The sequence below is a fragment of the Janthinobacterium sp. GW822-FHT07H10 genome (genome assembly GCF_058798675.1).
On record NZ_JBXAKS010000013.1, the window covers coordinates 100031 to 126755 of the forward strand.

The window sequence follows — 26725 nt, forward strand, 5'->3', positions numbered from 1 at the left end:
TGCGTTTCTTGAAAGAAGACATGACCCGTCCAACAATGCTCGTCATCGCCGCCAGCCTGATGCTGGCGCCAGCCGCCTTTGCCGCTACCGCCGCGCCAGCCACTGTTAAAGCCACAGCTACCGCTGCCGCCACGCTGCCCGCCTCGAACCCGTTTGCGCAAGCCAGCAGCCTGCCATTCAATTATCCGCCGTTCGACAAGGTGCAGGACGCCGACTACGCGCCTGCCTTTACGGCAGGCATGGCCGCCAACCTGGCGGAAATCACGGCGATCGCCAACAACCCGAAAGCGGCCACCTTCGACAACACCATCGTCGCCATGGAACGCTCGGGCCAGCTGCTGGGCCGCGTGCGCACCGTGTTTTCCGTGATGTCCGGTTCGAACACGAATGACACGATCCAGGGTCTGGAACGCGAGCTGGCGCCGAAGATGGCGGCCCACAGCGACGCGATCATGCTCAACGACAAATTGTTCAAGCGCATCGACAGCCTCTACGCCAAGCGCGACAAGCTGGGCCTCGATGCGGAATCGAAACGCTTGCTCGAGCGCTACCACACGGACTTCGTGCGCGCCGGCGCCAAGCTGTCGGCGGCCGACAAGGAAAAGCTGCGCGCCTATAACGGCCAGCTGGCCGCCCTGTCGACCAAGTTCGCGCAGAATGTACTGAAGGAATTGAACGCGTCGGCCGTCGTCGTCGATACGCGCGAAGAGCTCGACGGCCTGTCGCCGGCCGCCATCGAAGTGGCCGCCGGCCTGGCCAAGAAGCGCGGCCTGGACGGCAAGTACGTGATCGCCCTCGTCAACACGACGGGCCAGGCGCCGCTGGCGCTGCTGACCAACCGCGCCTTGCGCGAACGCATCATGGCCGCCTCGCAAGCGCGCGGCAGCCGTGGCGGCGAGTTTGACAATACCCAGGAAGTGCTGGAACTGGCGAAACTGCGCGCCGAACGTGCCGCGTTGATGGGTTACCCGAACTACGCCGCGTATTCGCTGGAAGACCAGACGGCGCACGACACGACCGCCGTGAACGCCTTGCTGGGCGAATTGGCGAAGCCGGCCGTCGTCAATGCGCGCCGTGAAGCGGACGATATCCAGAAGGTCATCGATGCCGACAAGGGCGGTTTCAAGGTCGCGGCCAGCGACTGGGCCTTCTACAGCGACAAGGTGCGCGCCGAACGCTACAACTTTGATGAAAATCAGCTGAAACCGTACTTTGAAATGCACAGCGTGCTGACCAAGGGCGTGTTCTTTGCCGCAGGTAAACTGTATGGCTTGACCTTCAAGCAGCGCACCGACTTGCCCGTCTACACGGCCGACATGCTGGTGTACGACGTCTTCAACGAAGACGGCACGCAGCTGGCCATCTTCACCCTGGATCCATACGCGCGCAGCAACAAGCGCGGCGGCGCCTGGGCGAATGCCTACGTGGGCCAGTCGAGCTTGCTCAATCGCAAACCCGTCATCGCGAATAACCTGAACATTCCAAAGCCGGAAGCGGGCCAGCCGACCCTGATGACGTTTGACGAAGTCAACACCATGTTCCACGAATTCGGCCATGCGCTGCACGGCATGTTCTCGAACGTGAAATACCCGCGCTTCGCCGGCACCAGCGTGCCGCGCGACTTCGTCGAATACCCGTCGCAAGTCAATGAAATGTGGGCGCTGTGGCCGGAAGTGCTGCAAAACTACGCCAAGCACTATCAAACGGGCGCGGCCATCCCGGCCGAGCTGCTGGCGAAAGTGACGGCGGCCGACAATTTCAACCAAGGCTATAAAACCACGGAATACCTGGCATCGGCCCTGCTGGACCAGCGCTGGCACCAGCTGACCCCGGCGCAAATTCCCACCGACGTGCTGGCGTTTGAAAAAGCCGCCTTGAGCGATGCCGGCGTCGATTTCGCCCCGGCGCCGCCGCGCTACCGCACCACGTATTTCTCGCATGCGTTCGCGGGCGGCTACTCGGCCGGCTACTACGCCTATCTGTGGTCGGAAAAGCTCGATGCCGACACGGTCGAGTGGTTCAAGGAAAACGGTGGCCTGACGCGCAAGAACGGCGACTGGTTCCGCAGCAAACTGCTGTCGCGCGGCGGCAGCGCCGATGCGCTCGACATCTACCGCAACTTCCGCGGCCGCGATGCGAAGATCGAGCCGCTGCTGGAACGCCGTGGCTTGAACGGCAAGTAAAAGCCTTGTTCCCGGTGTCAAAGCCGGGTCAATGAAAATGGCTGCCAAGCGATTGGCGGCCATTTTTATTTGGTGCATCGCGACGTATGCCGTGGTAAACCGTGCAATTGGTGTGATACACCACAGGATAGCCCATGCTGGATGACGCCTGTGTGACAGGCTGCTATGATCTGCAACTGGCCCGCGACGCGATCGCGGTTCTTCCCCGCGCTTCCTGAAAGATGTCATGATCCATCCACAACTGCTCGTCATCGCCGCCAGCGTCATGCTGGCCCACGCCGCCCCTTCCGCCCTGGCCGCGGCCGCTGCGCCTGCCGCCGCCATCAGCGCCCAGAACCCCCTGCTGAAAGCCAGTCCGCTGCCATTCCAGATGCCGCAGTTCGGCCTGATCAAGGATGCGCACTACGCGCCGGCGTTTGCCGAAGGCATGAAGCGGCAGCTGGCCGAAGTCAATGCGATCGCCGGCAACCGCCAGGCGCCCACGTTCGAGAACACCGTCGTTGCGCTCGAGCGCACGGGGCAGCTGCTGCACCGCGTGCAGAGCATCTTCAGCAACATGACGTCGACCAACACGAATGCCGTGCTGGAAGCGGTGGAAGTGGAGATGTCGCCGAAACTGGCCGCGCACACGGATGCCATCAACCTGAACCCGAAACTGTTCGCCCGCATCGACACCCTGTACGCCAAGCGCGACAAGCTGGGCCTTGATGCGGAATCCCTGCACTTGCTGGAACGCTATCACACGGATTTCGTGCGCGCCGGCGCCAAGCTGTCCGATGCGGACAAGGACAAACTGAAAGCCTACAACGCCGAGCAGGCGGGCCTGGAAACGGCCTTCGCGCAAAATGTGTTGAAGGAAACGAATGCCAAGAGCATCGTCGTCGACACGCGCGCCGAGCTGGCCGGCATGACGGACAGCGATATCGACACGGCCGCCGCGGCCGCCAAGGAGCGCGGCTTGACGGGCAAGTTCCTCATCGCCCTCGTCAACACCAGCGGCCAGCCGCCGCTGGCCGTGCTGACCAACCGCGCCACGCGCCAGCGCCTGATGGAGGCGTCGCTGAACCGGGGCAGCCAGGGCGGCGAGTTCGACAACCGCGCCATCGTGCTGAAACTGGCGAAACTGCGCGCCGAACGGGCTACCTTGCTCGGCTACGCCAATTACGCCGCGTATGCGCTGGAAGACCAGACGGCCAAGACCACGACGGCCGTCAACACCCTGCTGTCGGAATTGGCGAAACCGGCTGTCGCCAACGCGCGCCGCGAAGCGGCCGACCTGCAGCAAGTGGTCGACGCGGAAAAGGGCGGCTTCCAGGTGGCGGCGGCCGACTGGGCCATCTACACGGACAAGCTGCGCAAGCAGCGCTTCAATTTCGATGAAAACGAGCTGAAACCGTATCTGGAACTCAACAGTGTCCTGAACAACGGCGTCTTCTTTGCCGCCAACAAGTTGTATGGCATCAGCTTCAAGGAACGCAAGGATTTGCCGGTGTATAACCCGGACGTGCGCGTCTACGACGTTCTCGATGCCAACGGCAAGCCGCTGGCCCTGTTCATCGCCGACTTCTATGCGCGCGGCAACAAGCATGGCGGCGCGTGGATGAATGAATACGTGTCGCAATCGTCGCTGATGGGCACGCACCCGGTGGTGGCCAACCAGCTCAACATCCCGAAACCGCCGGCCGGCCAGCCGACCTTGCTGACCTTCGATGAAGTGACGACCATGTTCCATGAGTTCGGCCATGCGCTGCACGGCATGTTCTCGAACGTGAAATACCCACGCTTTGCCGGCACCAGCGTGCCGAGCGACTTCGTCGAGTATCCGTCGCAAGTCAATGAAATGTGGGCCGTGTGGCCGGAAGTGCTGCAAAACTACGCCAAGCACTACCAGAGCGGCGCGGCCATGCCGCAGGAATTGCTCGACAAGGTGACGGCGGCGAAGAAATTCAACCAGGGCTTCATGACGACGGAATACCTGTCGGCGGCCCTGCTGGACCAGCGCTGGCACCAGCTGGCGCCAGCGCAGATTCCGACGGACGTGCTGGCCTTTGAAGCGGCCTCGCTGAAGGACGCGGGCGTCGATTACGCGCCCGTGCCGCCGCGCTACCGCACGGCCTACTTCTCGCACAGTTTCTCGGGCGGCTACTCGGCGGCGTACTACGCCTACCTGTGGTCGGAGAAACTGGACGCGGAATCGGTCAACTGGTTCAAGGAAAACGGCGGCCTGACGCGCAAGAATGGCGACTGGTTCCGCGCCAAGCTGCTGTCGCGCGGCGGCAGCGTCGATGCGCTGCAACTGTTCCGCGACTTCCGCGGCCGCGACGCCACCGTCGAACCGCTGCTGGAACGCCGCGGCTTGAACGCCAAGTAAACCGCCCTCATCTGAAGCTTGCGCTGCGTTGTCATGGCGCACGCAAGCTTTCTGTGCCGGCGGCGTAGAATTGAGTAAGATGTCAATAAGAAGGCAGTCGAAAGAGTATATGAGTCAGCAAGATTTGAATGGCATTACCCTGGAAGGTATCGTGACGCGCCTGCACGCCCACTACGGCTGGGACGGCTTGGCCAAGCACATCGATATCAATTGCTTCATCAGCGATCCCAGCATCAAGTCGAGCCTGAAGTTTTTGCGCAAGACCCCGTGGGCCAGGAGCAAGGTGGAACAGCTGTACCTGGACACGCAATTTACGGACTGACAGGAAAAAACATGGATAGCAAACTCAAGGAATCGCTGCAACAGCTGCACTCGACGCTGGAAACCAGCGGCCCCGTCGATGAAGAACTGCATGGTTTGCTGCAAAAACTCGATGTCGACATCAAGTTGCTGATGGAAAAGCGCGCCGCGCAGGAGCAGGAAGAAGAATCGACCACCTACGGCCTGGCCGAGCGCAGCCAGGAATTGTCGGCCAAATTCGCGGTGAAACATCCGAAACTGGAGCCGGCATTGCGCGAATTGGGTGAGATTCTCGCCAATATGGGTATCTGATGCACCGCTGAAAACCGACTGCGCAGCCCACTGCCGGGCATGTCTTGCTTACCGTGCCTGCGTACGGTTCCGCTATTCAACCCGGCATTGCGCTTGCCCGCGACGCTTTCGAGCGGCGCCGGGACGATGTTAATGCAATGATAAAAAACCGCTCCTCAGTTACAATTTCCCAATGGGAATTCCCCAAGTGATTGAAAAATAAACGTTTTTTGTACTGAAATCCAACAGTAAAAAGCAGGCCGTCAGGTTGGAAATGGCCAATTCCGGTACAATCCGTACCCTATGAGCTCCCCTACCAATTTATTTGCGACCGTTCCCAAGCGGTCTGCCCGCGCTGCCGTTGCGCCTTTCCTGCCGATGTCGCGCGCCGAGATGGATGCGCTGGGCTGGGACCAGTGCGACGTCATCCTCGTCACGGGCGACGCCTACATCGACCATCCGAGCTTCGGCATGGCCCTGGTCGGCCGCCTGCTCGAAGCGCAGGGCTACCGCGTCGGCATCATCAGCCAGCCGGACTGGCTGTCGGCCGACGCCTTCCGCATCCTCGGCAAGCCGCGCCTGTACTACGGCATTACCGCCGGCAACATGGACTCGATGGTCAACCAGTACACGGCCGACCGCAAGATCCGCTCCGACGACGCCTACACGGCCAACGCGGAACCGAACAAGCGCCCGGACCGCGCCGTCACCGTGTACGCCCAGCGCGCGCGCGAAGCGTACCCCGACGTGCCCATCGTCATCGGCAGCATCGAAGCATCGCTGCGCCGCATCGCCCATTACGATTACTGGTCGGACAAGGTCCGCCGTTCCGTCTTGCCCGATTCCAAGGCCGATTTGTTGATCTTCGGCAATGCCGAGCGGGCGCTGGTCGACCTCACGCACCGCCTGGCCGCTGGCGAACACATCAAGGATATCCGCGACTTGCGCGGCACGGCTTTCATGGTGCCGGCTGGCTGGCTGCCTGGCGACGACTGGGGCGTGCACAATTCCACCCGCGTCGACGTGCCCGGCAAGATCGATCCGCACTACAGCCCGTACGAGATGGTGCAGGAAGACAAGACCGCCTGCGCCACGGAAAACGCGTCGAAATCGGCCGAGGTCATCAAGCCGATCCGCATCATGAGCCGCGAAGAGCGCCTGGCCATGGCCAAGGAAAAGCACGACAAGACGGTGGTGCGCCTGCCCGCCTACGACGTCGTCAAGGATGACCCCGTCATGTATGCGCACGCTTCGCGCGTGTTCCACCTGGAATCGAATCCAGGCAATGCACGCGCCATGGTGCAGGCGCACGGCGAACGCGACGTGTGGCTCAATCCGCCGCCGCTGCCGCTGGCGATGGACGAGATGGATGGCGTGTACGACATGAATTACGCGCGCGCCCCGCACCCGAGCTATGGCAAGGCGCATATCCCGGCCTGGGAAATGATACGCTTCTCCGTCAACATCATGCGCGGCTGCTTCGGCGGCTGCACCTTCTGCTCGATCACCGAGCACGAAGGCCGCATCATCCAGAGCCGTTCGGAACCGTCGATTTTGCGCGAGATTGAGCATATCCGCGATAAAACCAAAGGCTTTACGGGCACCATTTCCGATATGGGTGGCCCGACGGCGAATATGTACCGTCTGGCGTGCAAGGAAAAAGAGATCGAAGTCTCGTGCCGCCGCCTGTCCTGCGTCTACCCGTCCATCTGCGTCAACCTGGGCACGGACCACAGCAAGCTCATTTCCCTGTACCGCAAGGCGCGTGCCATTCCGGGCATCAAGAAAGTGCTGATCAGCTCGGGCTTGCGCTACGACCTGGCCGTGCGTTCGCCCGAGTATGTGAAGGAACTGGTGACGCACCACGTCGGCGGCTTGCTGAAGATCGCGCCCGAGCACACGGAAGAGGGCACCTTGTCGAAGATGATGAAGCCCGGCATCGGCGCCTACGATGAATTCAAGGAAATGTTCGACCGTTTCTCCTTGGAAGCGGGCAAGAAGCAATACCTGATTCCGTACTTCATCGCCGCCCACCCGGGCACGACGGACGTGGACATGCTGAACCTGGCCCTGTGGCTGAAGAAAAACAATTTCAAGCTGGACCAGGTGCAAACCTTCATGCCCACGCCGATGGCCATGGCGACGACGATGTACCACACGCGCAAGAATCCGCTGCGCAAGGTCACGGCCGACTCGGAAGTGGTGGAAACGGCGCGCAGCGGCAAGATCCGCCGCACGCATAAAGCGTTCCTGCGCTACCAGGACCCGGCCAACTGGCCGATCCTGCGCGAAGCGCTGGTGAACATGGGCCGTGGCGACCTGATCGGCAATGGCGACAAGCATCTGATCCCCGCCTGGACGTCGTCGGAGTCGGGCGGCCTGGCCGCCGGCGAACGCAGCCGCCAGACGCATGGCGCCGGCACGCCAGACAAGTTCAAGGTGGCGCCAGGCAAGAGCCGCATCGCCCTGGGCGGCACGGCGGCGGCGCCGAAGGCCACGGCCGTCGAGTCGAAAGTGCGTCCATCGATCCTGTCGACCATCAAGACCAAGGCCAAGCCGGCCGCCGTGCCGATGGGCCGTGGCAGCAAGCCGCCGGCCAAGGGCGGCCATGGCGCGCAGGCGCGCGGCGGTCGCAAGTAGGTCGCAAGTCAGGCATTCCGCGCCGATTCTGGCGCCGGACGATGCACAACCCGGCAACGCAGCCTGCGTTGCCGGGTTTTTTTATGCGCCGCGCCGACCCGGACGCGCATGGCAGGCGGGAAATTTTTTACCAATATTTAAAAATTGGATAGAGCAAAAGGCAATTTTCCCTTGTGGCAACTAGAGGTTTGAAAATATACTCGCTGAATATTTAGCCGTACGGCAACAAAGCTGTAATTCTGGCAATCGCCGAATGCAGGCGGCTCCAGCGTTTATATGAAAAGAGATGCCAATTGAAATGCCTTTCCTGCCAGGCCGAGAATAAGCCGGGCGCCAAATTCTGTTCTTCCTGCGGCACGACGTTTGCCGCTGCCGTGCCCGTGCCGGGCAAATCCTGTGGCCAGTGCGGCCATGACTGCAAGCCGGACGCCAAGTTCTGCCCCAAGTGCGCGTTCAGTTTTGGCGTTGCCGCGCCTGCCGTGGCCGCGCCGTCCGCCGCTGCATCCGTGCCGCCGCCGCTGCCCGAACCTGTCTTCACGCCTAATCCTGAGGCCGCTATCGGGCCGGTGACGGAGCCGGTTGCGGAAACCGCTCCGGAAACCGTTCCGGAAACCGTCGCCGAAGTGCTGGCGCCGGTCGCCGTGCCCCTGAGCCTGAGCAAGTCGCCGCCGCCTCCCGCGCTGGAGAAGCGCATTGCCGAGCCTGTTCACGCACCGGAGCCAGAACCTGCACCTGAGGCAGTACGCGTGCCTGCGCCCGTACCTGAGCCTGAAGCGCTGCCTGAACCTGCGCCTGAATCTGCGCCCGCTGACGGCAAGCGTAGCAAGCTGATCGCTGTCGCCGCTGCGGCGGTGGTGCTGGCCGCCGCTGCCGGTGCTTATTACTACATGTCAGGCATCCCGTCCGCATCAGTGCCTGCGGCGGACGCTGTTCCGGCGGCGCTGGCCACCACGGACGCGGCGCCAGTGGCGGAGGCGCCGCTGGACATCAGCGATCAGGCCCTCGATGGCGTCACGGCGGCCGAGCCTGCCGCAACGCCCGCCGTGGCCGAACCGGCGCCGGCGCCAGTCCCGGTTTCCGCCCCTGTACCAGTCCCCGCGCCCGCGCCGCTGCCGGCGCCAGCACCGGTGCCCGTCGTGGAAAAGCCCGTCAAACCCGTCAAGGTGGCACCGCCGGCCGCGCCTGCCAGCAAGCCGTCCGGTCTCGAAGGCGTGATCACGGACAGCCTGTCGGAAGCGAGCCACTGCATGAGCCAACGCAAGTATGACTGCGCCATCGCCAACGCGAATGCCGTGCTGCGCATGGACACGGGCAACCGCTACGCGCTCGACATCAAGCGCAAGGCGAAAGAGGCGCAAGACAAGGCGCTGTCGCAAATCCAGATCGAGTAAGCCGCGCGGCTTGCCTTCCATTCCTATTTTGATCTTTCCGGAGAATAACGTGAAAAACTTGAAACAAATGGCCAAGCCCCTGGTGGCGATGCTGGTCGTATCCTCGATGCTGGCCGGTTGCGCCACGCCGGGCGGCCCTGGCGCCACCGGCAATACCACCACCGCAGGCACGGAAGCGGCCAGCGGCGAATGCAATACGGCCATGCTGGCCGGCATCGGCGCCGTCGTCGGCGGCTTGCTGGGCGGCGGCAACAACACGGTGCGCGGCGCGGCCCTGGGCGCCAGCCTGGGCGCGCTCGCCTGCGTGGCCTTGAATTATCAAAGCCAGCAAGTCAAGACGGCGCAGCAGGTGCAGAGCGATTACAAGGTGGCCAACAAGGGCAAGCTGCCCGAGCAGTCGACCCTGGTGAAATACGAAACGGGCTTTACGCCGGCCTCCGTGCGTCCGGGCCAGAAGGCGCAGACCAATTCGTATATCGAAGTGGCCGCCGGCACGCGCGATCCGAACCCGCTGGTGGAAGAGGAATTGAGCCTGTACAAGCCGAATGGCGACTTGATCAAAACCGTGCGCAAGGTGGTCAGCAGCAACAACGGCAGCGGCGCCTACAAGGGCGGCTTCTCGATTCCCATGCCGGAAGGCGTGCCGCAGGGCATTTATCCCGTCCGCACGGCCCTGTACCTGAATAACAAGCGCGTTGGCGGCCAGGACGTCAAGTTGCAGATCGTCCAGCGCCAAATGCCTGCGGCCGAGCTGCAGCTGGCGCTTGCCTACTAACACGGCACTAGCACGGGGCGGCCAGGCAGGCCGCTCCATTCCCGATTCATTTTCACTAGGCTTTACATGACCATTTCCACCGAAGCACATCAACCCCTGCCGTTTTCCTCCGCCCTCGGTTCGCTGATCGAAGCGACCGATGCCATCAAGAACTTCCGCGCGATTGCCCTGCTGGCCCTGACCTTCATCGGCGCCGTGCTCGTCGGTGGCGTGCTGACGATGCTCGCCGGCAGCATGAGCAGTGTCGTGCTGGCCTTCCTGGGCGGCTTGATGGCCTTCCTCGTGATGTTTTACGGTTCCAACGCCGTGGGCATCATGCTGATGCGCGATGCGCAGGGCCAGCCTGGCATGAGCCTGGTTGATGCCGTGCTCGTCTCGCTGTACACGAGCCACCGCCTGGTCGCGGTCGTCTTCCTTGAATTCCTCATCGTGCTGGCGGCCATGATCGCCATCGCCATCATCTTGTTCGTCTGCAAGATCCCCGTGCTGGGCCCCGTGCTGTACACGGTGGTCTTCCCCCTCTCGGCCATCGTGCTGGGCGTGCTGGTGTTCGCGCTGTTCTACGTGATGCTGCCGCTGGCCGGCCCTGCCGCCTGGTCGGGCGCCAGCGTGTTCCAGATCATTGCCCGCCTGAACCTGATCGTGCGCACCAAGCTGGTGTCGGTGATCTTGCTGGAAGTGCTGCTGTTCCTGATCACCTCGTTTGTGGCGCTGCTGATCTTTGGCGTGCTGGGCACGGGCGTGTCGCTGACCAGCGGCATGTCGGCCGGCATCCTCAGCCTGGGCGAGATGAATATGTATGCGCTGGCTGCTGGCCTGGGTCGCGGCGGCTCCGGCTCCGGCTACATCATCGCAGCCGGCCTCGGCGGCGGCTTGCTGATGGCGGCCGCGGCCGTCGTGCCCGGTTTGATCTTTACCAAGGGCGTGTGCATCATTTATCTGAACGCCACGCGCAATGTCGATTTCAGCGCGTCCGAAGCGAGCCTGAACGATGGCCTGGCCACGGTCAAGAAAAAAGCCGAGGAAGCGCGTGAACGCGCGCGCGCCCTGGCCGAGCAGGCGGCCACGCCCGCCGCTCCAGCAGCACAGGCCGCTGCGCCGGCTGACAGCCTGCAATGCCCGAGCTGCAAGGCGCCGGTCGCCGCCGACGATGCGTTCTGCGGCGAATGCGCGCATAAACTCAAGTAAGGCAGACCATGGCGCAATTTTGTAAAAAGTGCGGCACCGCCCACACGCCCGACGCGCGCTTTTGCGATGAGTGCGGCAATGCCGTGAACGCCGCGCCGGCGCCAGCATCGTCGCCTGCAGCGGCGCAGGTGCCGACGCCGGCGCCGGCACTGTCCGGCGTCAAGCGGCGCCACCTCATCCTCGCCGGCGGCGTGCTGGCGGTTGTCGTTGTGGCCGGCGGCGCCCTGGCGTGGCTGCTGGCGCCCGAGGCGGCATCGGCTGGCAGTTTCAGCCGCGCCATCGATGCCCACCTGGCGGCGGACGAGGCGGCGCGCGACAAGCTGCTGTGCCTGTCCAACCTGCCGTACCAGAAGGACGAAATCCGCGTGGCGTCGTACGACAGTTCCACGCGGCAATGGCTCGATGCGCTCGTGCGTAGCGAGCTGTACACGGGTCCCGTCGAGCAGAGCAGCGGCGGCTGGATCGCGCAATCGCAGTTTGTCTACACGCTGGCCGCCCCCGGCAAGGCGGCCTTGCGCGGCGACAAGCTGTGCGTGGCCAAGGGCGTGAAAGTGGCCAGTGTCAGCGGCTACGAGCAGGTGCGCGAGCTGGGCGGCCAGCAGGTGGCGATGGCCACGGCCAAGCTGGCCTTGACCGATGAGGCGGCGTGGCTCGCCAGGTCGGCGGACCGCGCGCTGATCCTGGAACGCCTGCCGCACGGCGACCTCGAAGTGCAGCTGCCGCTGGCGCTGGTCGACAAGCAGTGGCAAGTCACGGATCGCGTGCAGCTGAACCAGGCGGCCATGGCCATGGCCGCCGCCATCGGACAGTCGCCGGCCGTACAGGGTGCGGGCATGCTGGACAAGCTGAAAAGCGTGTTCAGCTTTGGCGGCCACCCGCTGGTGGGAAAATGGCAGGCGCCGAGGGGCAATGTCCTGGAATTTACGCGTGACAGCGTCATCGAAAATGGCAAGGTGACCAAGGGCACGTTTACCACCGAAGGCAATGTCGTGACGCTGGCGCCGGAAGGCGCGGGCGGAACGGTCATGCGGATTAGCCTGAGCAACAATAACAACACGGCGCAGATCAGCCTTGGCGGCATGCGCGTGGGAACCCTGCAGCGCGTGCGCGATTAAGCATCCCGGCGCGGCAGCTTGCTGCCTTGCACCGTCCCAGAGCCCGGCGATGCCGGGCTTTTTTCATGCCGGCATTGCGATGGGCGGGTATTTATCTTGACATCAAGATAGTTTGCATCCACACTGAATTATCTTAATGTCGAGATAGTCGTATGACCTCTGCTCCTGCCCACCCCGCCTGGGGCGATATCGTGCTCACGGCGCTGGCGCCCCTGATCTGGGGATCCACGTACATCGTCACATCCGAACTGCTGCCGCCTGACCGTCCCTTCACGGCGGCGCTGATCCGCGTCTTGCCGGCCGGCTTGTTGCTGCTGCTCGTCATGCGGCGCCTGCCCGCGCGGCGCGACTGGGGCAGGGTGCTGATATTGTCCGCGCTGAATATCGGCGTCTTCCAGGCGCTGCTGTTTGTGGCCGCCTACCGCTTGCCCGGTGGCCTGGCGGCCGTGGTGGGCGCCATCCAGCCGCTGCTGGTGATGGGCTTGGCCTGGGGCGTGGAAGGACGCCGTCCGGCCCGCCTGGCCCTGCTGGCCAGCGTGCTGGGCGTGGCCGGCATGGGCATTTTATTATTGTCGCCGCGCACGGTGTGGGAACCGGTGGGGATTGCCGCCGCGCTGGGCGGCACGGCCTGCATGGCGGCCGGCACCTACCTGACGCGGCGCTGGAAGCCGGACTTGCCCGTGCTGGCGCTGACGGGCTGGCAATTGCTGCTGGGCGGCCTGATGCTGGCCCCCGTCGCCTGGCTGGCCGATCCTGCGCTGCCGGCCTTGTCGCTGCAGCAAGTGCTGGCTTACGCTTACCTGTGCCTGGCCGGCGCCTTGCTGGCCTACGCGCTGTGGTTTCGCGGCATCGCCCGCCTGTCGCCCGTGGCCGTGTCTTCGCTGGGACTGCTCAGCCCCCTGATGGCCGTCGTGCTGGGCTGGGCCCTGCTGGGCCAGGCCATGACGGGCTGGTCGATGCTGGGCTTGCTGCTGGTGCTGGCCAGCGTGCTGGCCGTGCAGTGGGCCAGCGCCCAATCCGCAACTACGCGCTGATTTTTGCGCAATGCTCCGCAACAGGCTGATGCCATCAGCCTGTTCGCTTCCCTCTGGGCGTCGTCTTTTTGCTGCACCGCACATACAGTTTTGCTTGCACTGGAATGGGGCATTGAGGCACTATTCGCTTCGCGCAAACGTTTGCGCGCCGTGAAATTCCACAAAAGCATGATGTAGACGTGCTTGACCAACAACTCTGGAGACGCTCATGACATCCCGTATTCGCCTGAAAATGATTGCCGCCGCTGTCCTGGTGTGTGCCTTGCCCGCCGTGCCGGCGATGGCGCAGACACCTGCCAAACCGAAGGTGGCGCTGGTGATGAAGTCGCTCGCCAATGAATTCTTCCTGACCATGGAAAACGGCGCCAAGGCGCACCAGAAGGCGAATGCCGCCAAGTACGACCTGCTGTCGAACGGCATCAAGGATGAAACGGATACGTCGAGCCAGATCAAGCTGGTCGAGCAGATGATCGTCTCGCGCGTGAACGCGCTGGTGATCGCGCCGGCCGATTCGAAAGCGCTGGTGCCGGTGCTGAAGAAAGCCATCGACGCGGGCATCATCGTCGTCAATATCGACAACAAGCTCGACGCGGGCGCCTTGAAAGAGAAGGGCATCACCGTGCCGTTCGTCGGCCCGGACAACCGCAAGGGCGCCAAGGTGGTCGGCGATTACCTGGCCAAGCAGATCAAGAAGGGCGACCCGGTCGGCATCATCGAAGGCGTGTCCACCACGTATAACGCGCAGCAGCGCACCCTGGGTTTCCAGGACGCCATGAACGCGGCCGGTGCGAAAGTCGTCAGCGTGCAGTCGGGCCAGTGGGAAATCGCCCCCGCCAACACGGTGGCGGCCGCCATGCTGAACGCCAACCCGAATATCAAGGCTTTGCTGTGCGGTAACGACAACATGGCCATCGGCGCCATTTCCGCCATCAAGGCGGCCGGCAAGACGGGCAAGGTCCTCGTCGTCGGCTACGACAACATCAACGCCATCAAGCCGATGCTGGCCGATGGCCGCGTGCTGGCCACCGCCGACCAGTTCGGTTCGCAGCAAGCCGTGTTCGGCATCGACACCGTGCTGAAAGCGCTGGCGCAGAAGAAGAAACAGGCCGAGCTCGGTGGCGTCATCGAAACCAAGGTCGAACTGGTCGCCAAGGGCGCCCAGTCCTGATCGTCTGATCCCGCCGGGGCCGGCGCCTGCCCACTCATGCGAGTAGGCGGCGCCGGCCCCGCCGCCACCATCGCGGAGTTTTATCATGCCTACCGACATCCCCCCGGCGCCAGCCGCCATCCCCTTGTTAACGCTCGATAATATCGGCAAGTCCTATGTCGGCCCCGTGCTGGGCGGCGTGGCCCTGCGCTTCGCCCCTGGCCAGGTGCTGGCGCTGACGGGAGAAAATGGCGCCGGCAAGAGTACCTTGTCGAAGATCATCTGCGGCCTGGAGCAAGCCACCACGGGCACCATGCTGCTCGACGGCAAGCCTTACCAGCCCGCCTCGCGCGGCGCCGCCGAGGCGCTGGGCATCCGCATGGTGATGCAGGAACTCAATCTGATTCCCACCCTGTCGATCGCGGAAAACCTGTACTTGAAAAACCTGCCGCAGCGCTTCGGCTTCATCGACCGCGCCCGCCTCGAGCGCGATGCGCGCGAGCAGATGGAAAAAGTGGGCTTGGGCGGACTCGACCCGTGGACACTCGTCGGTGCGCTCGGCATCGGTCACCAGCAGATGATCGAGATCGCGCGCAACCTGATCGGTTCCTGCCGCTTGCTGGTGCTGGATGAACCGACGGCCATGCTGACGCACCGCGAAGTGGAATTGCTGTTCCTGCAGATCGAGCGCCTGAAGGCCGAAGGCGTGTGCATCATCTATATTTCGCACCGCCTGGAAGAACTCAAGCGCGTGGCCGACCGCATCGCCGTGCTGCGCGATGGCCAGCTCGTGTGCGACGACGACATCGCGGGCCATTCCGCCGCCGACCTGGTCAGCCTGATGGTGGGCCGTTCGGCCGACGACGCCGTCGACCTGAGCGGGCGCACCATCGGCGCGCCGCTGCTGCGCGTGCGCGGCCTGGCGCGCGGCAAGGTGGTCCACCCCACCTCGTTCGACTTGCGCGCGGGCGAAATCCTCGGCATCGCCGGCCTGATCGGTTCGGGCCGCACGGAATTGCTGCGTTTGATCTTCGGCGCCGACCGCGCCGACGCCGGTGCCGTGTACCTTGGCGACAGCGAAACGCCGGCCGCCTTGCACTCGCCGCAGGCGGCAGTGAAAGCCGGCATCGCCATGATCACGGAAGACCGCAAGGGACAGGGCTTGTTGCTGCGCCAGTCCATCGCCGTCAACACGACCCTGGCGTCGCTCGACTCCGTCAGCGGCGCCGGCTGGCTCAACGACGCGGCCGAAGCGTCGGTGGCCGACGACTATATCCAGCGCCTGGGCATCCGCTCGCGCAACAGCGCGCAAACGGTGGCCGAGCTCTCTGGCGGCAACCAGCAAAAGGTGGTGATCGCCCGCTGGCTGTACCGCGACTGCCCCGTCATGCTGTTCGATGAACCCACGCGCGGCATCGATATCGGCGCCAAGTTTGATATTTATCAGGTGCTGGCCGAACAGGCACGCCAGGGCAAGGGCCTCCTCATCGTCTCGAGCGACTTGCGCGAACTGATGCTGATCTGCGACCGCATCGCCGTCATGAGCGCGGGCAGCATCGTTGACACCTTCGAGCGCGGCGCCTGGAGCCAGGACGCGCTGCTGTCGGCCGCCTTCTCCGGCTATTTGACTCCTACTTCCACTCCAGCTGCGGCCTGATCCGCCGGAAAGATTCCCATGACCACCAACTCCTCTCCTTCGTATCTGCAGCGCAGCCTGGCCGACCTGAAAAACTATGCGGGCCTGATCGGCGCCCTGCTGGCCATGTGCGTGCTGTTCTCGTTCGCCAGCGAAAACTTCTTCACGCTGGCCACCCTCAGCACCCTGTCGAACAATATCCCGACCCTGGTGGTGATGGCCGTCGGCATGACCTTCGTGCTGATCATCGGCGGCATCGACCTGTCGGTCGGCTCCGTCATGGCGCTGGCCGCCTCCGTGCTGTCGCTGGCCGTCGTGCACTGGGGCTGGCCCGTGTGGAGCGCGGCCCTGCTGGGCATGTTCGTCGCCGCCCTGTGCGGCGCCACCACGGGCCTGATTTCCGTCGGCTGGCGCATCCCCTCGTTCATCGTTTCGCTGGGCGTGCTGGAAATGGCACGGGGATTGGCGTATCAAGTCACCAACTCGCGCACGGAATACATCGGCAGCGCCGTCGAAGGCATCAGCTCGCCCATCGCCTTCGGCCTGTCGCCCGCCTTCATCGCCTCGATCGCCATCGTCGTCATCGGCCACCTGGTGCTCACGCGCACGGTGCTGGGACGCCACTGGATCGGCATCGGCACGAATGAAGAAGCCGTGCGCTTGTCCGGCATCAACACGAAGCCGTCGAAAGTGCTCGTGTTTGCCTTGATGGGTTTGCTGGCCGGCATCGGCGCCCTGTTCCAGGTGTCGCGCCTGGAAGCGGCCGACCCGAACGGCGGCGTCGGCATGGAATTGCAGGTGATCGCCGCCGTGGTGATCGGCGGCACGAGCCTGATGGGCGGACGCGGTTCCGTCATCAGCACGTTTATCGGCGTGCTGATCATTTCCGTGCTGGAAGCGGGCCTGGCGCAGGTGGGCGTGTCGGAACCGGTGAAACGCATCGTCACGGGCCTGGTGATCGTCGCCGCCGTGGTGCTCGACACCTACCGCCGCCGCGGCGAGCGCGCCTAATCGCAGCAGAAAGCGCGTCCCATGGCAACCATCAAGCAAGTGGCGCAGGCGGCGGGGGTGTCGTTTACCACCGTCTCGCACGTCCTCAACAATACCCGCCCCGTCAGCGACGAGGCGCGCCGCGCCGTGCTGGCGGCGGCGGAACAATTGCATTACGTGCCCAGCGCGCTGGCGCGTTCCCTGCGCAGCCGCAGCACGGGCACCATCGGCCTCATCATCCCCAACAATACGAACCCGTATTTTTCGGAAGTGGCGCGCGGCATCGAAGACAGCTGCTACGCGGCCGGCTACAGCGTGATCTTGTGCAATTCCGATGACGATCCCGTCAAGCAGCGCGATTACCTGAACGTGCTGCTGACCAAGCGCTGCGACGGCCTGATCCTGTCCGCGCTGGCCGACAGCGATGGCGAACTGCTGCGCAAGATGAAGGTCCCGGCCGTGCTGCTCGACCGCGCCCCCAGCGACCTGGCCATCGACGCCGTGGCCGTCGACAACCGCGCCGGCGGTGCCCTGGCCGCGCGCCACCTGCTGGACCTGGGACGCCGGCGTATCGCCTGCATCGCGGGTCCCCGCGAAGTGAGCATTTCCAACGAGCGCATCGCTGGCGCGCGCGGCGCCATGGCGGAGGCGGGCGCGGTGCTGGAATCGGCCCTGTGCCTGCATAGCGACTTTAGCAGCGCGGGCGGTTATGCGGCCGCGCTCGGCTTGCTGGCGCTGCCGCCAGGCCAACGCCCGGACGCCCTGTTTTGCTGCAATGACTTGATGGCGTTTGGCGCCCTGCGCGCCGCCGCCGAGCGCGGCATTGCCGTGCCCGGAGAACTGGCCGTCGTCGGCTTCGACGATATCGACCTGGCCAGCTTCGTGCATCCGGCCCTGACCAGCGTGGCGCAAAACACGCGCGAGCTGGGCCACATCACGGCCGCCTGCCTGCTGGCGCGCATCGCCGAACCCGGCTTGCCGCGTCAGCAGCGCAGCATCGCCCCCGAGCTGCACGTGCGCGGCTCCAGCGTGGCGGCCACGCCAGTACCTTTTTCTTTACCTGCAACTGAACTGATGGGAATGACATCATGATCGTGGTTATCGGCAGCATCAATATGGACCTGGTCTTGCGCGTGCCGCGCATGCCCCTCCCCGGCGAAACCCTGACGGGCGGCGCTTTTCGAACCATTCCTGGCGGCAAGGGCGCCAACCAGGCCGTCGCCTGCGCGCGCATGAGCGGCAAGGTCGAGGCGGGCGGCCAGCAAGTGGCCATGGTCGCTTGCGTGGGCGACGACGCCTTCGGCGCCACCCTGCGCGCGGCGCTGGTGGGCGATGGCATCATCGATAGCCACATCAGCACCTTGCCGGGCGTGGCATCCGGCATCGCCTCGATACTCGTCGATGACAACGGCCAGAACAGCATCGTCATCGCCGGCGGCGCCAACGATTTATTGAGCCCCGCGCACATTGACGCGGCGCAAGGCTTGATCGAACAGGCCGACATCGTCGTGCTGCAGCTGGAAACGCCGATGGCCACCGTCGTGCATGCGATCAAGCTGGCCCGCTCGCTGGGCAAGACCGTCGTGCTGAATCCGGCGCCGGCCGCCAGCCTGCCGGAAGGCGTGCTGGACCTGGTCGATTACCTGATCCCGAATGAAATCGAAGCGGCCATGCTGGCCGGCGTGAGTCCCGAGTCCGCCACCGACATTCCCGCGCTGGCGGCCGCGCTGCAAAAGCAGGGCAGCGACAACGTCATCATCACCCTCGGTAACAAGGGCGTGCACGCGGCCCTGTATGGCGGCGACACCATGTTCCCGGCCGAAGCCGTGCAAGCCGTCGACACGACGGCCGCCGGCGACACCTTCATCGGCGGTTTCGTCGCGGGCCTGGCGTCTGGCATGGACGAGGCGGAAGCGATCGGCCAGGGCCAGCGCGCTGCCGCCTGGAGCGTCACCAAGCCCGGCGCGCAAACGTCGATCCCTTACCTGCACGAGCTGTTCTGAGACCATGAAAAAATCACCGCTGCTCAATATTGCGTTGTCGCAACTGATCGCTTCGCTCGGTCATGGCGACATGCTCGTCATCGGCGACGCGGGCTTGCCGTCGCAGCCGGGCGTGCCGCTGATCGACCTGGCCCTGACGCGCGGCATTCCCGGCTTCATCGACACCGTGCAGACGGTGCTGAGCGAAATGCAAGTGGAATACCATTTGCTCGCCAGCGAACTGCCGCAGCACAATCCGGCCATGGCGGCCCAGGTGGCGGCGCTCGGCTTGCCCGATGCGCGCCAGGTGACGCACGAGGAGTTCAAGCAGCTGTGCAAGGGCGCGCGCGCCATCGTGCGCACGGGCGAATGCAGTCCGTATGCCAACGTCATCCTGGTGGCTGGCGTCGTGTTTTAGCGCAAAGAAGTGCGAGATTGTTTGCCAAAAACATCAACGATCTTGCTGCAAGTGAAATAATTATCCATTGGCAAAAGGGACGGCTACAATAGGCTTATCCTGCCTGCCCGGCAGTTTCCTGATGGTTGACTGCCATGCCGATGGAAGCATTGCGCGCTTGCCGTTCCTCCTTGCCGCCGCGTACAGGCAGGCGCGCGCTCGCCTGGCTGCTTTTTCTCGCCTGCTTGTATTGCTGCGCCATGCCGGTCCATGCGCTGGAGCGCGTCGTCCTGCAGCTCAATTTCACGCACCAATTCCAGTTTGCCGGCTATTACGCGGCCATCGAGCAGGGCTATTACCGCGAGGCGGGCCTCGACGTGACCCTGGTCGAAGGCGGTGACGGCCGGCGCGCCGAGACGGCCGTGCTGGCGGGCCAGGCCGAATATGGCGTGGGCAACAGCACGCTGTTGCTCAGCCGCCTGGCCGGCAAGCCCGTGGTGGTGCTGGCCGTGGTGTTCCAGCATTCGCCCAGCGTGCTGCTGATGCGCCAGCATGGCGGTGCGCCCGATGTGCACCGGCTGGCGGGCGCCCCCGTGATGATAGGCGCGCCTGCCGATGTGGCGTCCGCTTCCGATGAAGTGTCGCTGTTCCTGAAGAAAATGGGCGTCGCGCCGCAGCAGATGCGGCATTTGCCGCCCAGTTACCGGGTCGAGGACTTGATCGACGGCAAGGTCGATGCGATTGCCGCCTATTCCACCAACGAGCCCGACTATCTGGACCGGGCCGGCTTTCCCTACTACCAGTTCACGCCGCGCACGGCCGGCATCGATTTCTATGGCGACAACCTGTTTACCAGCGAGCATGAACTGCGCCGCCATCCCGAGCGGGTGAGAGCGTTCCGCGCGGCCAGCCTGCGCGGCTGGCAATACGCGATGGCCCATCGCGAGGAAATGGCGCAGTTGATCCATGCCAAATACAGCCAGCGCCACGACAGCGCGCACCTGCTGTACGAGGCGCAGCAGATGGAGCTGCTGCTGCAGCCCGTGCTGGTGGAACTCGGCTACATGAATCCCCAGCGCTGGCAGCATATCGCCGATACCTACGCGGCCATGGGCTTGCTGGCGCCGGACGCGACGGCCAGCGCCGCCTACCGCGGCTTCCTGTACCGCCCCGTGCCTGGCGCCGACCTGGGCTGGCTGTACCTGTCGCTGGGCGTGGCCGGCAGCCTGCTGGCTGTCTCGGCAGCGTTTCACTTCAGCAACCTGGCACGCGAGCGCCGCCGTACGGAGGAAACCATCCGCCAGGGGGAGTTGCGTTTTCGCACGATGTTCGAGGAAGCACCCATGGGCATCGCCCTGATCGATACCCTGAGCGGACAGTTTCTCGATATCAATCCACGCTATCTCGCCATCGCCGGGCGCAGCCTCGAGCATATGAAGAAATCGAGCTGGATGGAAATCAGCCATCCCGACGATGTGGCGGGCGAGCAGGAGCAGGTGGCGCAGCTGCTGGCGCGGCGCCTGAGCGGCTTTCGCCACTCGAAGCGCATCGTGCGCCCCGATGGCGGCGTGGTGTGGGTCGACGCCTCCGTGACGGCCATCGAGACGGCGCGCCACGGCGGTCCGCACCATCTGTGCATGCTGGAAGACGTGACGGACAAGCGGCAGTCGGAAGCGCTGATCTGGCAGCAAGCCAATTTCGATACCCTCACGCAATTGCCGAACCGCCGCATGTTCCACGAGCGCCTGCGCCTGGCGCTGGCGCAGGGACGGCGCGACACGAGCCGCGTGGCCATCCTGTTCATCGACCTCGACCACTTCAAGGAAGTCAACGATACGCTTGGTCATCACCAGGGCGACATCCTGCTGATCGAGGCGGCGCGGCGCATCCGCGTCGGCGTGCGCGAGACGGATACGGTGGCGCGCCTGGGCGGCGACGAATTCACGGTGATCCTGTCCGACCTCGATGACTTGCAGCAAGTCGACCGCATCGCGCGGCAGATACTCGACGGCTTGCTGGCGCCGTTCCTGCTGGGGCAGGAGCAGGCGTTCGTCTCGGCCTCGATCGGCATCACCCTGTATCCGGACGACGCGGGCAATATCGAAGACTTGCTCAAGCATGCGGACCAGGCCATGTATGTGTCGAAAGGCGCCGGGCGCAACCGCTACAGCTATTTCACGCCGGCCCTGCAGGTGGCGGCCGTCAACCGCATGCGCCTGGGCGCGGACTTGCGCACGGCCCTGCGCGAGCAGCAGATGCAGCTGTATTACCAGCCCATCGTCGCGCTGCGCAGCGGCCGCATCGACAAGGCGGAAGCCTTGCTGCGCTGGAACCATCCGCAACGGGGTCTCGTGTACCCGCCCGACTTTCTCGCGCTGGCCGAAAGCAGCGGCCTGATCGTGGAAATCGGCGACTGGGTGCTGCGCGCGGCGGCCGCGCAGTTGCTGCGCTGGCGCGCGGATGGCCACGCCATCGGGCAGACGGGCTTGCAGCTGTGCCTGAACCTGTCGCCGCTGGAGTTGCAGCGCGAGGCGGAAGCGCCCGGCACCTGGCTGCGCCAGCTGATGGCGCTCGACGTGCCGGTCTCGGCCATCGTGCTCGACATGCGCGAGGATGCGCTGCTGGGAACGGGCAGCGGCGCCGGCAGCGGCATGGCGCAGCGGCTCCAGCATTTGCGCGATGCGGGCGTGCAGATCGCCCTCGACGATTTTGGCAGCGGCCATGCATCGCTGACGCAATTGCAGCAGTGCGGCATCGATTACCTGAAGATCGACGGCGCCATGATACGCAAGCTGGCGCCGGGCGCCAGCGAGCTGGCCTTGTGCGAAGCCATCATCAGCGTGGCGCACAAGCTGGGCATGCGGGTCATCGCCGAAGGGGTGGAAACGGCGGCGCAGCGGACGTTGCTGCAAGACATAGGCTGCGACTATGCACAAGGCTATCTGTTCGCCCCGCCCCTGACCATCGAAGCGTTCGATGCGCTGCTGCACGCGCAGCGGCCCTTGCCCCCTTGAAATGGGGGCGTCGCGCCAGCACATGCCAGCCAGGCCTGCGGGACAGGGCTCGCGGCGGGAACAGGCTTATACTCGATACGCTGGCGCCTGCGCCCGGCTTCAGCTGTCACCGGTCATCGACCGGTTGCGCAGGCAAATTTTCTTCCATTCACTCCAACTCGAGGTGTACTCATGGGCATTTTCAGCAATATCTACAACAAGATCTTCCACCATTCGTCCGATGCCGCCCCGGCTGCCACGCCGGCCGCCGCTACCGAGGCACCGGCTGCGAGCGCTCCTGCGGCCGCCCCGGCCGCCGCCGTGCCCGTGGTGGACGTGGAAGTGGTGCTGGTCGACCTGGCCAGCAAGAATGCGGAAAAACTCAATTGGCGCACATCCATCGTCGACCTGATGAAGCTGTTGCAACTCGACAGCAGCCTGGCGTCGCGCAAGGAACTGGCGCAAGAGCTGCATTTCACGGGCGATACCAATGATTCGGCCAGCATGAATATCTGGCTGCACCGCCAGGTGATGATCAAGCTGGCGGAAAACGGCGGAAAAGTCCCGGAAGAGCTGAAGAACTAAGAACTGCACACCTGGCGGCAGCAGGAATATCTCGCTGCCGCTATTCAATCCTGTGGGAACTGCCTATGATGGAGTTCCCATAGTGTCATGATAGCTAAAACCAATTGAAACTATTGTGACAATCAATTTTGCATATGGGTTAAAACCCCTTACACTAGAGTCTTACTGATTCACCACACGAGAGGAAATGACTATGTCGCTCATCAATACCCAAGTTAAACCATTCAAGGCAACCGCATACCACAATGGCAAGTTCGTCGACCTGACGGAAGCGTCGCTGAAAGGCAAGTGGTCGGTATTCGTGTTCTACCCAGCCGACTTCACCTTCGTTTGCCCAACCGAACTGGAAGATCTGGCCGATCACCACGCTGAATTCCAGAAACTGGGCGTCGATGTGTACGGTATCTCGACCGATACCCACTTCGCGCACAAAGCATGGCACGACACCTCGGATGCGATCAAGAAAGTGCAATACGCACTGATCGGCGACCCAACCGGCGCCCTGTCGCGCAACTTCGAAGTCATGATCGAAGAAGAAGGCCTGGCACTGCGCGGTACCTTCGTCATCAATCCGGACGGCTTCATCAAAGTGCTGGAAGTGCATGACAACGGCATCGGCCGTGACGCCGCAGAACTGCTGCGCAAAGTCAAAGCCGCCCAGTACGTGGCGAGCCACCCAGGCGAAGTATGCCCGGCAAAATGGACGGAAGGCGCAGCAACGCTGACCCCATCGCTGGACCTGGTTGGCAAGATCTAAGTTTTGAAGCTTTGAAACATCTAGCAGCAAACAAGTAGTTACCGCGATGCCGGACCGGGTGTCCGGCCCGGCATTCGCCTAAATATTTGTAGAAAAGGAAAAAATCATGTTAGACGCAACCCTCAAAACCCAACTGAAATCCTACCTGGAAAAAGTGGTGTATCCGCTTGAGCTGGTCGCTTCTCTCGATGACAGCGCAAAAGCCCGCGAGATGAAGGAATTGCTCCAGGAGATAGTCCTGTTGAGCGACAAGATCACGCTGGTCGAGCGCATTGACGCTGGCGTACGGACCCCGTCGTTCAGCATCAACCGTACAGGCTCCGACATCGGCGTGCGTTTCGCCGGTGTGCCGCTGGGCCATGAATTCACGTCGCTGGTGCTGGCGCTGCTGCAAGTGGGCGGCCACACCATCAAGTTCGACGATGCCGTGATCGAGCAGATCCGCAACCTCGACGGCGACTATGTCTTTGAAACGTTTATTTCGCTGAGCTGCCATAACTGCCCGGAAGTGGTGCAGGCGCTCAATGCGATGTCGGTGATCAACCCGCGCATCAAGGTCACCACCATCGACGGCGGCGTGTTCCCGAAAGAAGTGGAAGAACGCCAGATCATGGCCGTGCCGATGATGTTCCTGAATGGCGAGCATTTCGGCCAGGGACGCACGAATGTCGAGGAAATCCTCGCCAAGCTCGACACCAACGCCGGCGCCCGTCAGGCCGAAGCGCTGAACAAGAAAGACGTGTTCGACGTGCTGATCGTCGGCGGCGGCCCTGCCGGTGCGGCAGCGGCCATCTATGCGGCCCGCAAGGGCATCAAGACGGGCGTGCTGGCCGAGCGTTTCGGCGGCCAGGTGCTCGATACCCTGGCCATCGAGAATTTTATTTCCGTCAAGGAAACGGACGGTCCGAAGTTCGCCATGGCGCTGGAACAGCATGTCAAGGAGTACGAGGTCGACATCATGAACACCCAGCGCGCGACGAAGTTGACGCCGGGCAAGCTGGTAGAGATTGAAACGGCGAATGGCGCCGTCCTGAAAGCCAAGACCGTGATTTTGGCCACCGGCGCCCGCTGGCGCGAAATCAACGTGCCGGGCGAGAAGGAATACCGCAACCACGGTGTCGCCTACTGCCCGCACTGCGACGGTCCCTTGTTCAAGGGCAAGCGTGTGGCCGTGATCGGCGGCGGCAACTCGGGCGTGGAAGCGGCGATCGACCTGGCCGGCCTCGTGAAACACGTGACGCTGATCGAGTTCGGCGCGGAACTGCGTGCCGATGCGGTGCTGCAACGCAAGCTGCACAGCCTGCCCAACGTGACCGTGATCACCTCGGCGCAGACGACCGAGATCCACGGTGACGGCAAGATCGTCAATGGCCTCAGCTACACGGACCGCATCAGCGGCGAGTCGAAAAAGGTCGAACTGGAAGGCGTCTTCGTGCAGATCGGCCTGGTGCCGAACACGGAGTGGCTGAAAGGCACCCTGGCCCTGTCGCGCCACGGCGAAATCGAAGTCGATGCCCGCGGCCAGACCTCGATCCCCGGCGTGTTCGCGGCCGGCGACGTCACCACGGTGCCGTACAAGCAGATCATCATCGCCACCGGCGAAGGCGCGAAGGCAGCCCTGTCCGCCTTTGACCACCTGATCCGCTCGGACGACGAGGAAGTGGTTGAAGAGTCTGCAGCGAAAGAAGCACTGACGGCGTAAGCTTTTAACGTTGCGCTGGATCAAAAAAACCGGAAGGACCGCGAGGCCCTTCCGGTTTTTTTACGTGCAAGAAATTCAGCTGCCCGCGTACAGCGGGTTGCCGGCGACATACACCAAGACGCCGTCGACGGGCATGTCCGCGGGAGCGATGGCGGCCAGGGCGAATCTGGTTTGATGGTTGAAGGTTTGCACATGCCACGTAAAGCGCTGGCCGGCGCGGACGATGGTGACGGTCTCGCCGCGCGTGACATTGACGTGGCGGGTATCGTCCTGCAGGGTGATGGTGCGCTGGGCAGCGGCATGCGGGGCGGCGCTGCCATAGTCGGCGGCCGTGCCCGTCGGGCCGGCAGCGATGGCGGACGTGGCAAGGGCGGCGCACAGGATGGCCAGGGCGCTGCGGTGGGTGTTCAACATCATGTTCTCCAAGAATAGTCATGGCGGGCTGGTAAGCCGCCGTTTGTTGTCGTGGCTGCGCCGGGATCGCCGGTTTTTGCAATACGGCATCGTAAGCTGTAGCGGCCCCATCTGCAAAGCTGTATTTCCTGACTATATTTCGCGCGCAGGCAGCAGGGCGCCGCCCGCCAGCTTCGGCAAGGTGGACTTGCCGGCCCCATGCGCGCCGCGCAGCCAGGTGACGGCGGCGCCGAATGGCTGGCGGCAGCCCTGGAACACGCTGCGCGTGGGGAAATGAAAATCGAGATGCTCGACTTGCAGGACGGGGGACGAGGCAGTCCATGTCATCATTCGCCTCCGGTGGCGCTCAAGGCAAGGCAAGAAAACCGGGCAGGGCGATGACGCTGAGCAGGCCCAGCAAGACAGGCGCGGCCAGGAAGACGAGGATTTCCATGGAACTGGCCAGGCTGGCGGCAAATTGCAGCAGCGCATGATGCGCCAGGCGCAGGCGCAAGGTAGGGGGGAAGATGGCGGGGCAGGTGCAGCAAGGCAGGAGCGGCAGAGTCGGCAAGAGCGCTGATGTATTTCTGGCCCCACAATGGGAAAAGCCCTTCGGTTCCAGGAACCAAAGGGCTTTTCTTTTATTGGCGGAGCGGACGGGACTCGAACCCGCGACCCCCGACGTGACAGGCCGGTATTCTAACCAACTGAACTACCACTCCAAGCTCGTATGATCTGTGTTGCTGATCCATGAAGCACTGGATAATTTTCTGTTTGGTGGTGGGTGCTGAGAGGCTCGAACTCCCGACCTACGCCTTGTAAGGGCGCCGCTCTACCAACTGAGCTAAGCACCCG

24 protein-coding genes and 2 tRNA genes are annotated in these 26725 nt (G+C 63.6%); 20 read left to right on the top strand and 6 right to left on the bottom strand.

What is annotated here, in order from left to right; genetic code table 11:
- Nucleotides 1-20: 20 nt before the first annotated feature.
- The 16 genes from AC1RDJ_RS24040 (at nt 21) to rbsD (ending at nt 19461) form a co-directional block, all read left to right on the top strand.
- The gene (locus tag AC1RDJ_RS24040) at nt 21-2183 is read left to right on the top strand and encodes a M3 family metallopeptidase (protein ID WP_493028922.1); all 2163 of its coding nucleotides are present in this window, start codon (nt 21-23) and stop codon (nt 2181-2183) included.
- A gap of 226 nt (nt 2184-2409) precedes the next feature.
- Entirely contained in the window at nt 2410-4554 is a 2145-nt protein-coding gene (locus tag AC1RDJ_RS24045; RefSeq protein ID WP_493028923.1) for a M3 family metallopeptidase, read from the top strand.
- A gap of 109 nt (nt 4555-4663) precedes the next feature.
- Complete coding sequence (locus tag AC1RDJ_RS24050; RefSeq protein WP_071326083.1) at nt 4664-4876, top strand: VF530 family protein; 213 nt, start codon at nt 4664-4666, stop codon at nt 4874-4876.
- 11 nt (nt 4877-4887) lie between these two features.
- A complete protein-coding gene (locus AC1RDJ_RS24055) occupies nt 4888-5166 on the top strand; it encodes a DUF4404 family protein (RefSeq protein ID WP_034753883.1) in 279 nt (92 codons plus the stop codon).
- 357 nt (nt 5167-5523) lie between these two features.
- On the top strand, nt 5524-7785 hold the full coding sequence (locus tag AC1RDJ_RS24060) for a YgiQ family radical SAM protein (RefSeq protein ID WP_493028938.1): 2262 nt from the start codon (nt 5524-5526) through the stop codon (nt 7783-7785).
- A gap of 293 nt (nt 7786-8078) precedes the next feature.
- A complete protein-coding gene (locus AC1RDJ_RS24065; RefSeq protein ID WP_493028924.1) occupies nt 8079-9176 on the top strand; it encodes a zinc ribbon domain-containing protein in 1098 nt (365 codons plus the stop codon).
- Between the two features lie 49 nt (nt 9177-9225).
- Nucleotides 9226-9951, top strand: coding sequence for a hypothetical protein (locus tag AC1RDJ_RS24070; RefSeq protein ID WP_493028925.1), 726 nt, complete (start codon nt 9226-9228; stop codon nt 9949-9951).
- 66 nt (nt 9952-10017) lie between these two features.
- Complete coding sequence (locus AC1RDJ_RS24075; protein WP_493028926.1) at nt 10018-11139, top strand: hypothetical protein; 1122 nt, start codon at nt 10018-10020, stop codon at nt 11137-11139.
- Nucleotides 11140-11147: 8 nt separating this feature from the next.
- Nucleotides 11148-12254 carry a zinc-ribbon domain-containing protein gene (locus AC1RDJ_RS24080; RefSeq protein WP_493028928.1) on the top strand — a complete coding sequence of 369 codons (1107 nt, stop codon included), beginning with the start codon at nt 11148-11150 and terminating at the stop codon, nt 12252-12254.
- Between the two features lie 152 nt (nt 12255-12406).
- Nucleotides 12407-13288, top strand: a complete 882-nt coding sequence (locus AC1RDJ_RS24085) for an EamA family transporter (RefSeq protein WP_493028929.1) — start codon at nt 12407-12409, stop codon at nt 13286-13288.
- A 208-nt stretch (nt 13289-13496) separates the two neighbouring features.
- Complete coding sequence (locus AC1RDJ_RS24090) at nt 13497-14456, top strand: sugar ABC transporter substrate-binding protein (RefSeq protein ID WP_071326091.1); 960 nt, start codon at nt 13497-13499, stop codon at nt 14454-14456.
- 85 nt (nt 14457-14541) lie between these two features.
- On the top strand, nt 14542-16092 hold the full coding sequence (locus AC1RDJ_RS24095; RefSeq protein WP_493028930.1) for a sugar ABC transporter ATP-binding protein: 1551 nt from the start codon (nt 14542-14544) through the stop codon (nt 16090-16092).
- An 18-nt stretch (nt 16093-16110) separates the two neighbouring features.
- Nucleotides 16111-17082, top strand: a complete 972-nt coding sequence (locus AC1RDJ_RS24100; protein WP_071326093.1) for an ABC transporter permease — start codon at nt 16111-16113, stop codon at nt 17080-17082.
- Nucleotides 17083-17103: 21 nt separating this feature from the next.
- Nucleotides 17104-18153, top strand: a complete 1050-nt coding sequence (locus AC1RDJ_RS24105; RefSeq protein WP_071326094.1) for a LacI family DNA-binding transcriptional regulator — start codon at nt 17104-17106, stop codon at nt 18151-18153.
- On the top strand, nt 18150-19064 hold the full coding sequence (gene rbsK, locus AC1RDJ_RS24110; RefSeq protein WP_289889595.1) for a ribokinase: 915 nt from the start codon (nt 18150-18152) through the stop codon (nt 19062-19064). The genes AC1RDJ_RS24105 and rbsK overlap by 4 nt, the downstream gene beginning before the upstream one ends.
- A gap of 4 nt (nt 19065-19068) precedes the next feature.
- Nucleotides 19069-19461 carry a D-ribose pyranase gene (gene rbsD, locus AC1RDJ_RS24115; protein ID WP_071326096.1) on the top strand — a complete coding sequence of 131 codons (393 nt, stop codon included), beginning with the start codon at nt 19069-19071 and terminating at the stop codon, nt 19459-19461.
- A gap of 94 nt (nt 19462-19555) precedes the next feature.
- On the opposite strand, the gene AC1RDJ_RS24120 is transcribed toward rbsD, so the two are convergent.
- Nucleotides 19556-19702: a hypothetical protein gene (locus tag AC1RDJ_RS24120; RefSeq protein WP_493028931.1), complete on the bottom strand. Its 147-nt coding sequence runs from the start codon at nt 19700-19702 to the stop codon at nt 19556-19558.
- Between AC1RDJ_RS24120 and AC1RDJ_RS24125 the strand changes: the two genes are divergently transcribed.
- The 4 genes from AC1RDJ_RS24125 to ahpF all read left to right on the top strand — a co-directional run bounded on the left by AC1RDJ_RS24125 (nt 19701) and on the right by ahpF (nt 25477).
- Nucleotides 19701-22454 (top strand): EAL domain-containing protein, encoded by a 2754-nt coding sequence (locus tag AC1RDJ_RS24125; RefSeq protein WP_493028932.1) that lies wholly within the window; start codon nt 19701-19703, stop codon nt 22452-22454. The genes AC1RDJ_RS24120 and AC1RDJ_RS24125 overlap by 2 nt on opposite strands.
- A 171-nt stretch (nt 22455-22625) precedes the next feature.
- The gene (locus tag AC1RDJ_RS24130) at nt 22626-23018 is read left to right on the top strand and encodes a DUF3597 domain-containing protein (protein WP_289889597.1); all 393 of its coding nucleotides are present in this window, start codon (nt 22626-22628) and stop codon (nt 23016-23018) included.
- Between the two features lie 193 nt (nt 23019-23211).
- On the top strand, nt 23212-23775 hold the full coding sequence (gene ahpC / locus AC1RDJ_RS24135) for an alkyl hydroperoxide reductase subunit C (protein ID WP_071326099.1): 564 nt from the start codon (nt 23212-23214) through the stop codon (nt 23773-23775).
- Nucleotides 23776-23881: 106 nt separating this feature from the next.
- Nucleotides 23882-25477 (top strand): alkyl hydroperoxide reductase subunit F, encoded by a 1596-nt coding sequence (ahpF, locus tag AC1RDJ_RS24140; protein ID WP_071326100.1) that lies wholly within the window; start codon nt 23882-23884, stop codon nt 25475-25477.
- A gap of 75 nt (nt 25478-25552) precedes the next feature.
- On the opposite strand, the gene AC1RDJ_RS24145 is transcribed toward ahpF, so the two are convergent.
- The 5 genes from AC1RDJ_RS24145 to AC1RDJ_RS24165 all read right to left on the bottom strand — a co-directional run bounded on the left by AC1RDJ_RS24145 (nt 25553) and on the right by AC1RDJ_RS24165 (nt 26724).
- Nucleotides 25553-25894, bottom strand: a complete 342-nt coding sequence (locus tag AC1RDJ_RS24145; RefSeq protein ID WP_083412074.1) for a CzcE family metal-binding protein — start codon at nt 25892-25894, stop codon at nt 25553-25555.
- Nucleotides 25895-26023: 129 nt separating this feature from the next.
- The gene (locus AC1RDJ_RS24150) at nt 26024-26221 is read right to left on the bottom strand and encodes a hypothetical protein (protein WP_493028934.1); all 198 of its coding nucleotides are present in this window, start codon (nt 26219-26221) and stop codon (nt 26024-26026) included.
- A 16-nt stretch (nt 26222-26237) separates the two neighbouring features.
- Entirely contained in the window at nt 26238-26441 is a 204-nt protein-coding gene (locus AC1RDJ_RS24155) for a hypothetical protein (protein WP_493028936.1), read from the bottom strand.
- Between the two features lie 74 nt (nt 26442-26515).
- Nucleotides 26516-26592, bottom strand: a tRNA-Asp gene (locus AC1RDJ_RS24160).
- 56 nt (nt 26593-26648) lie between these two features.
- Nucleotides 26649-26724 (bottom strand) — tRNA-Val (locus AC1RDJ_RS24165).
- Nucleotide 26725: the final 1 nt, after the last annotated feature.

What these genes read in the sequence shown, in the direction of transcription:
- AC1RDJ_RS24040 (WP_493028922.1), top strand. Translation starts at nt 21, where the DNA reads ATGACCCGTCCAACAATGCTCGTCATCGCCGCCAGCCTGATGCTGGCG.
- AC1RDJ_RS24045 (WP_493028923.1), top strand. Translation starts at nt 2,410, where the DNA reads ATGATCCATCCACAACTGCTCGTCATCGCCGCCAGCGTCATGCTGGCC.
- AC1RDJ_RS24050 (WP_071326083.1), top strand. Translation starts at nt 4,664, where the DNA reads ATGAGTCAGCAAGATTTGAATGGCATTACCCTGGAAGGTATCGTGACG.
- AC1RDJ_RS24055 (WP_034753883.1), top strand. Translation starts at nt 4,888, where the DNA reads ATGGATAGCAAACTCAAGGAATCGCTGCAACAGCTGCACTCGACGCTG.
- AC1RDJ_RS24060 (WP_493028938.1), top strand. Translation starts at nt 5,524, where the DNA reads ATGTCGCGCGCCGAGATGGATGCGCTGGGCTGGGACCAGTGCGACGTC.
- AC1RDJ_RS24075 (WP_493028926.1), top strand. Translation starts at nt 10,018, where the DNA reads ATGACCATTTCCACCGAAGCACATCAACCCCTGCCGTTTTCCTCCGCC.
- AC1RDJ_RS24080 (WP_493028928.1), top strand. Translation starts at nt 11,148, where the DNA reads ATGGCGCAATTTTGTAAAAAGTGCGGCACCGCCCACACGCCCGACGCG.
- AC1RDJ_RS24085 (WP_493028929.1), top strand. Translation starts at nt 12,407, where the DNA reads ATGACCTCTGCTCCTGCCCACCCCGCCTGGGGCGATATCGTGCTCACG.
- AC1RDJ_RS24090 (WP_071326091.1), top strand. Translation starts at nt 13,497, where the DNA reads ATGACATCCCGTATTCGCCTGAAAATGATTGCCGCCGCTGTCCTGGTG.
- AC1RDJ_RS24095 (WP_493028930.1), top strand. Translation starts at nt 14,542, where the DNA reads ATGCCTACCGACATCCCCCCGGCGCCAGCCGCCATCCCCTTGTTAACG.
- AC1RDJ_RS24100 (WP_071326093.1), top strand. Translation starts at nt 16,111, where the DNA reads ATGACCACCAACTCCTCTCCTTCGTATCTGCAGCGCAGCCTGGCCGAC.
- AC1RDJ_RS24105 (WP_071326094.1), top strand. Translation starts at nt 17,104, where the DNA reads ATGGCAACCATCAAGCAAGTGGCGCAGGCGGCGGGGGTGTCGTTTACC.
- rbsK (WP_289889595.1), top strand. Translation starts at nt 18,150, where the DNA reads ATGATCGTGGTTATCGGCAGCATCAATATGGACCTGGTCTTGCGCGTG.
- rbsD (WP_071326096.1), top strand. Translation starts at nt 19,069, where the DNA reads ATGAAAAAATCACCGCTGCTCAATATTGCGTTGTCGCAACTGATCGCT.
- AC1RDJ_RS24125 (WP_493028932.1), top strand. Translation starts at nt 19,701, where the DNA reads ATGCCGGTCCATGCGCTGGAGCGCGTCGTCCTGCAGCTCAATTTCACG.
- AC1RDJ_RS24120 (WP_493028931.1), bottom strand. Translation starts at nt 19,702, where the DNA reads ATGGCGCAGCAATACAAGCAGGCGAGAAAAAGCAGCCAGGCGAGCGCG.
- AC1RDJ_RS24130 (WP_289889597.1), top strand. Translation starts at nt 22,626, where the DNA reads ATGGGCATTTTCAGCAATATCTACAACAAGATCTTCCACCATTCGTCC.
- ahpC (WP_071326099.1), top strand. Translation starts at nt 23,212, where the DNA reads ATGTCGCTCATCAATACCCAAGTTAAACCATTCAAGGCAACCGCATAC.
- ahpF (WP_071326100.1), top strand. Translation starts at nt 23,882, where the DNA reads ATGTTAGACGCAACCCTCAAAACCCAACTGAAATCCTACCTGGAAAAA.
- AC1RDJ_RS24145 (WP_083412074.1), bottom strand. Translation starts at nt 25,894, where the DNA reads ATGATGTTGAACACCCACCGCAGCGCCCTGGCCATCCTGTGCGCCGCC.
- AC1RDJ_RS24150 (WP_493028934.1), bottom strand. Translation starts at nt 26,221, where the DNA reads ATGATGACATGGACTGCCTCGTCCCCCGTCCTGCAAGTCGAGCATCTC.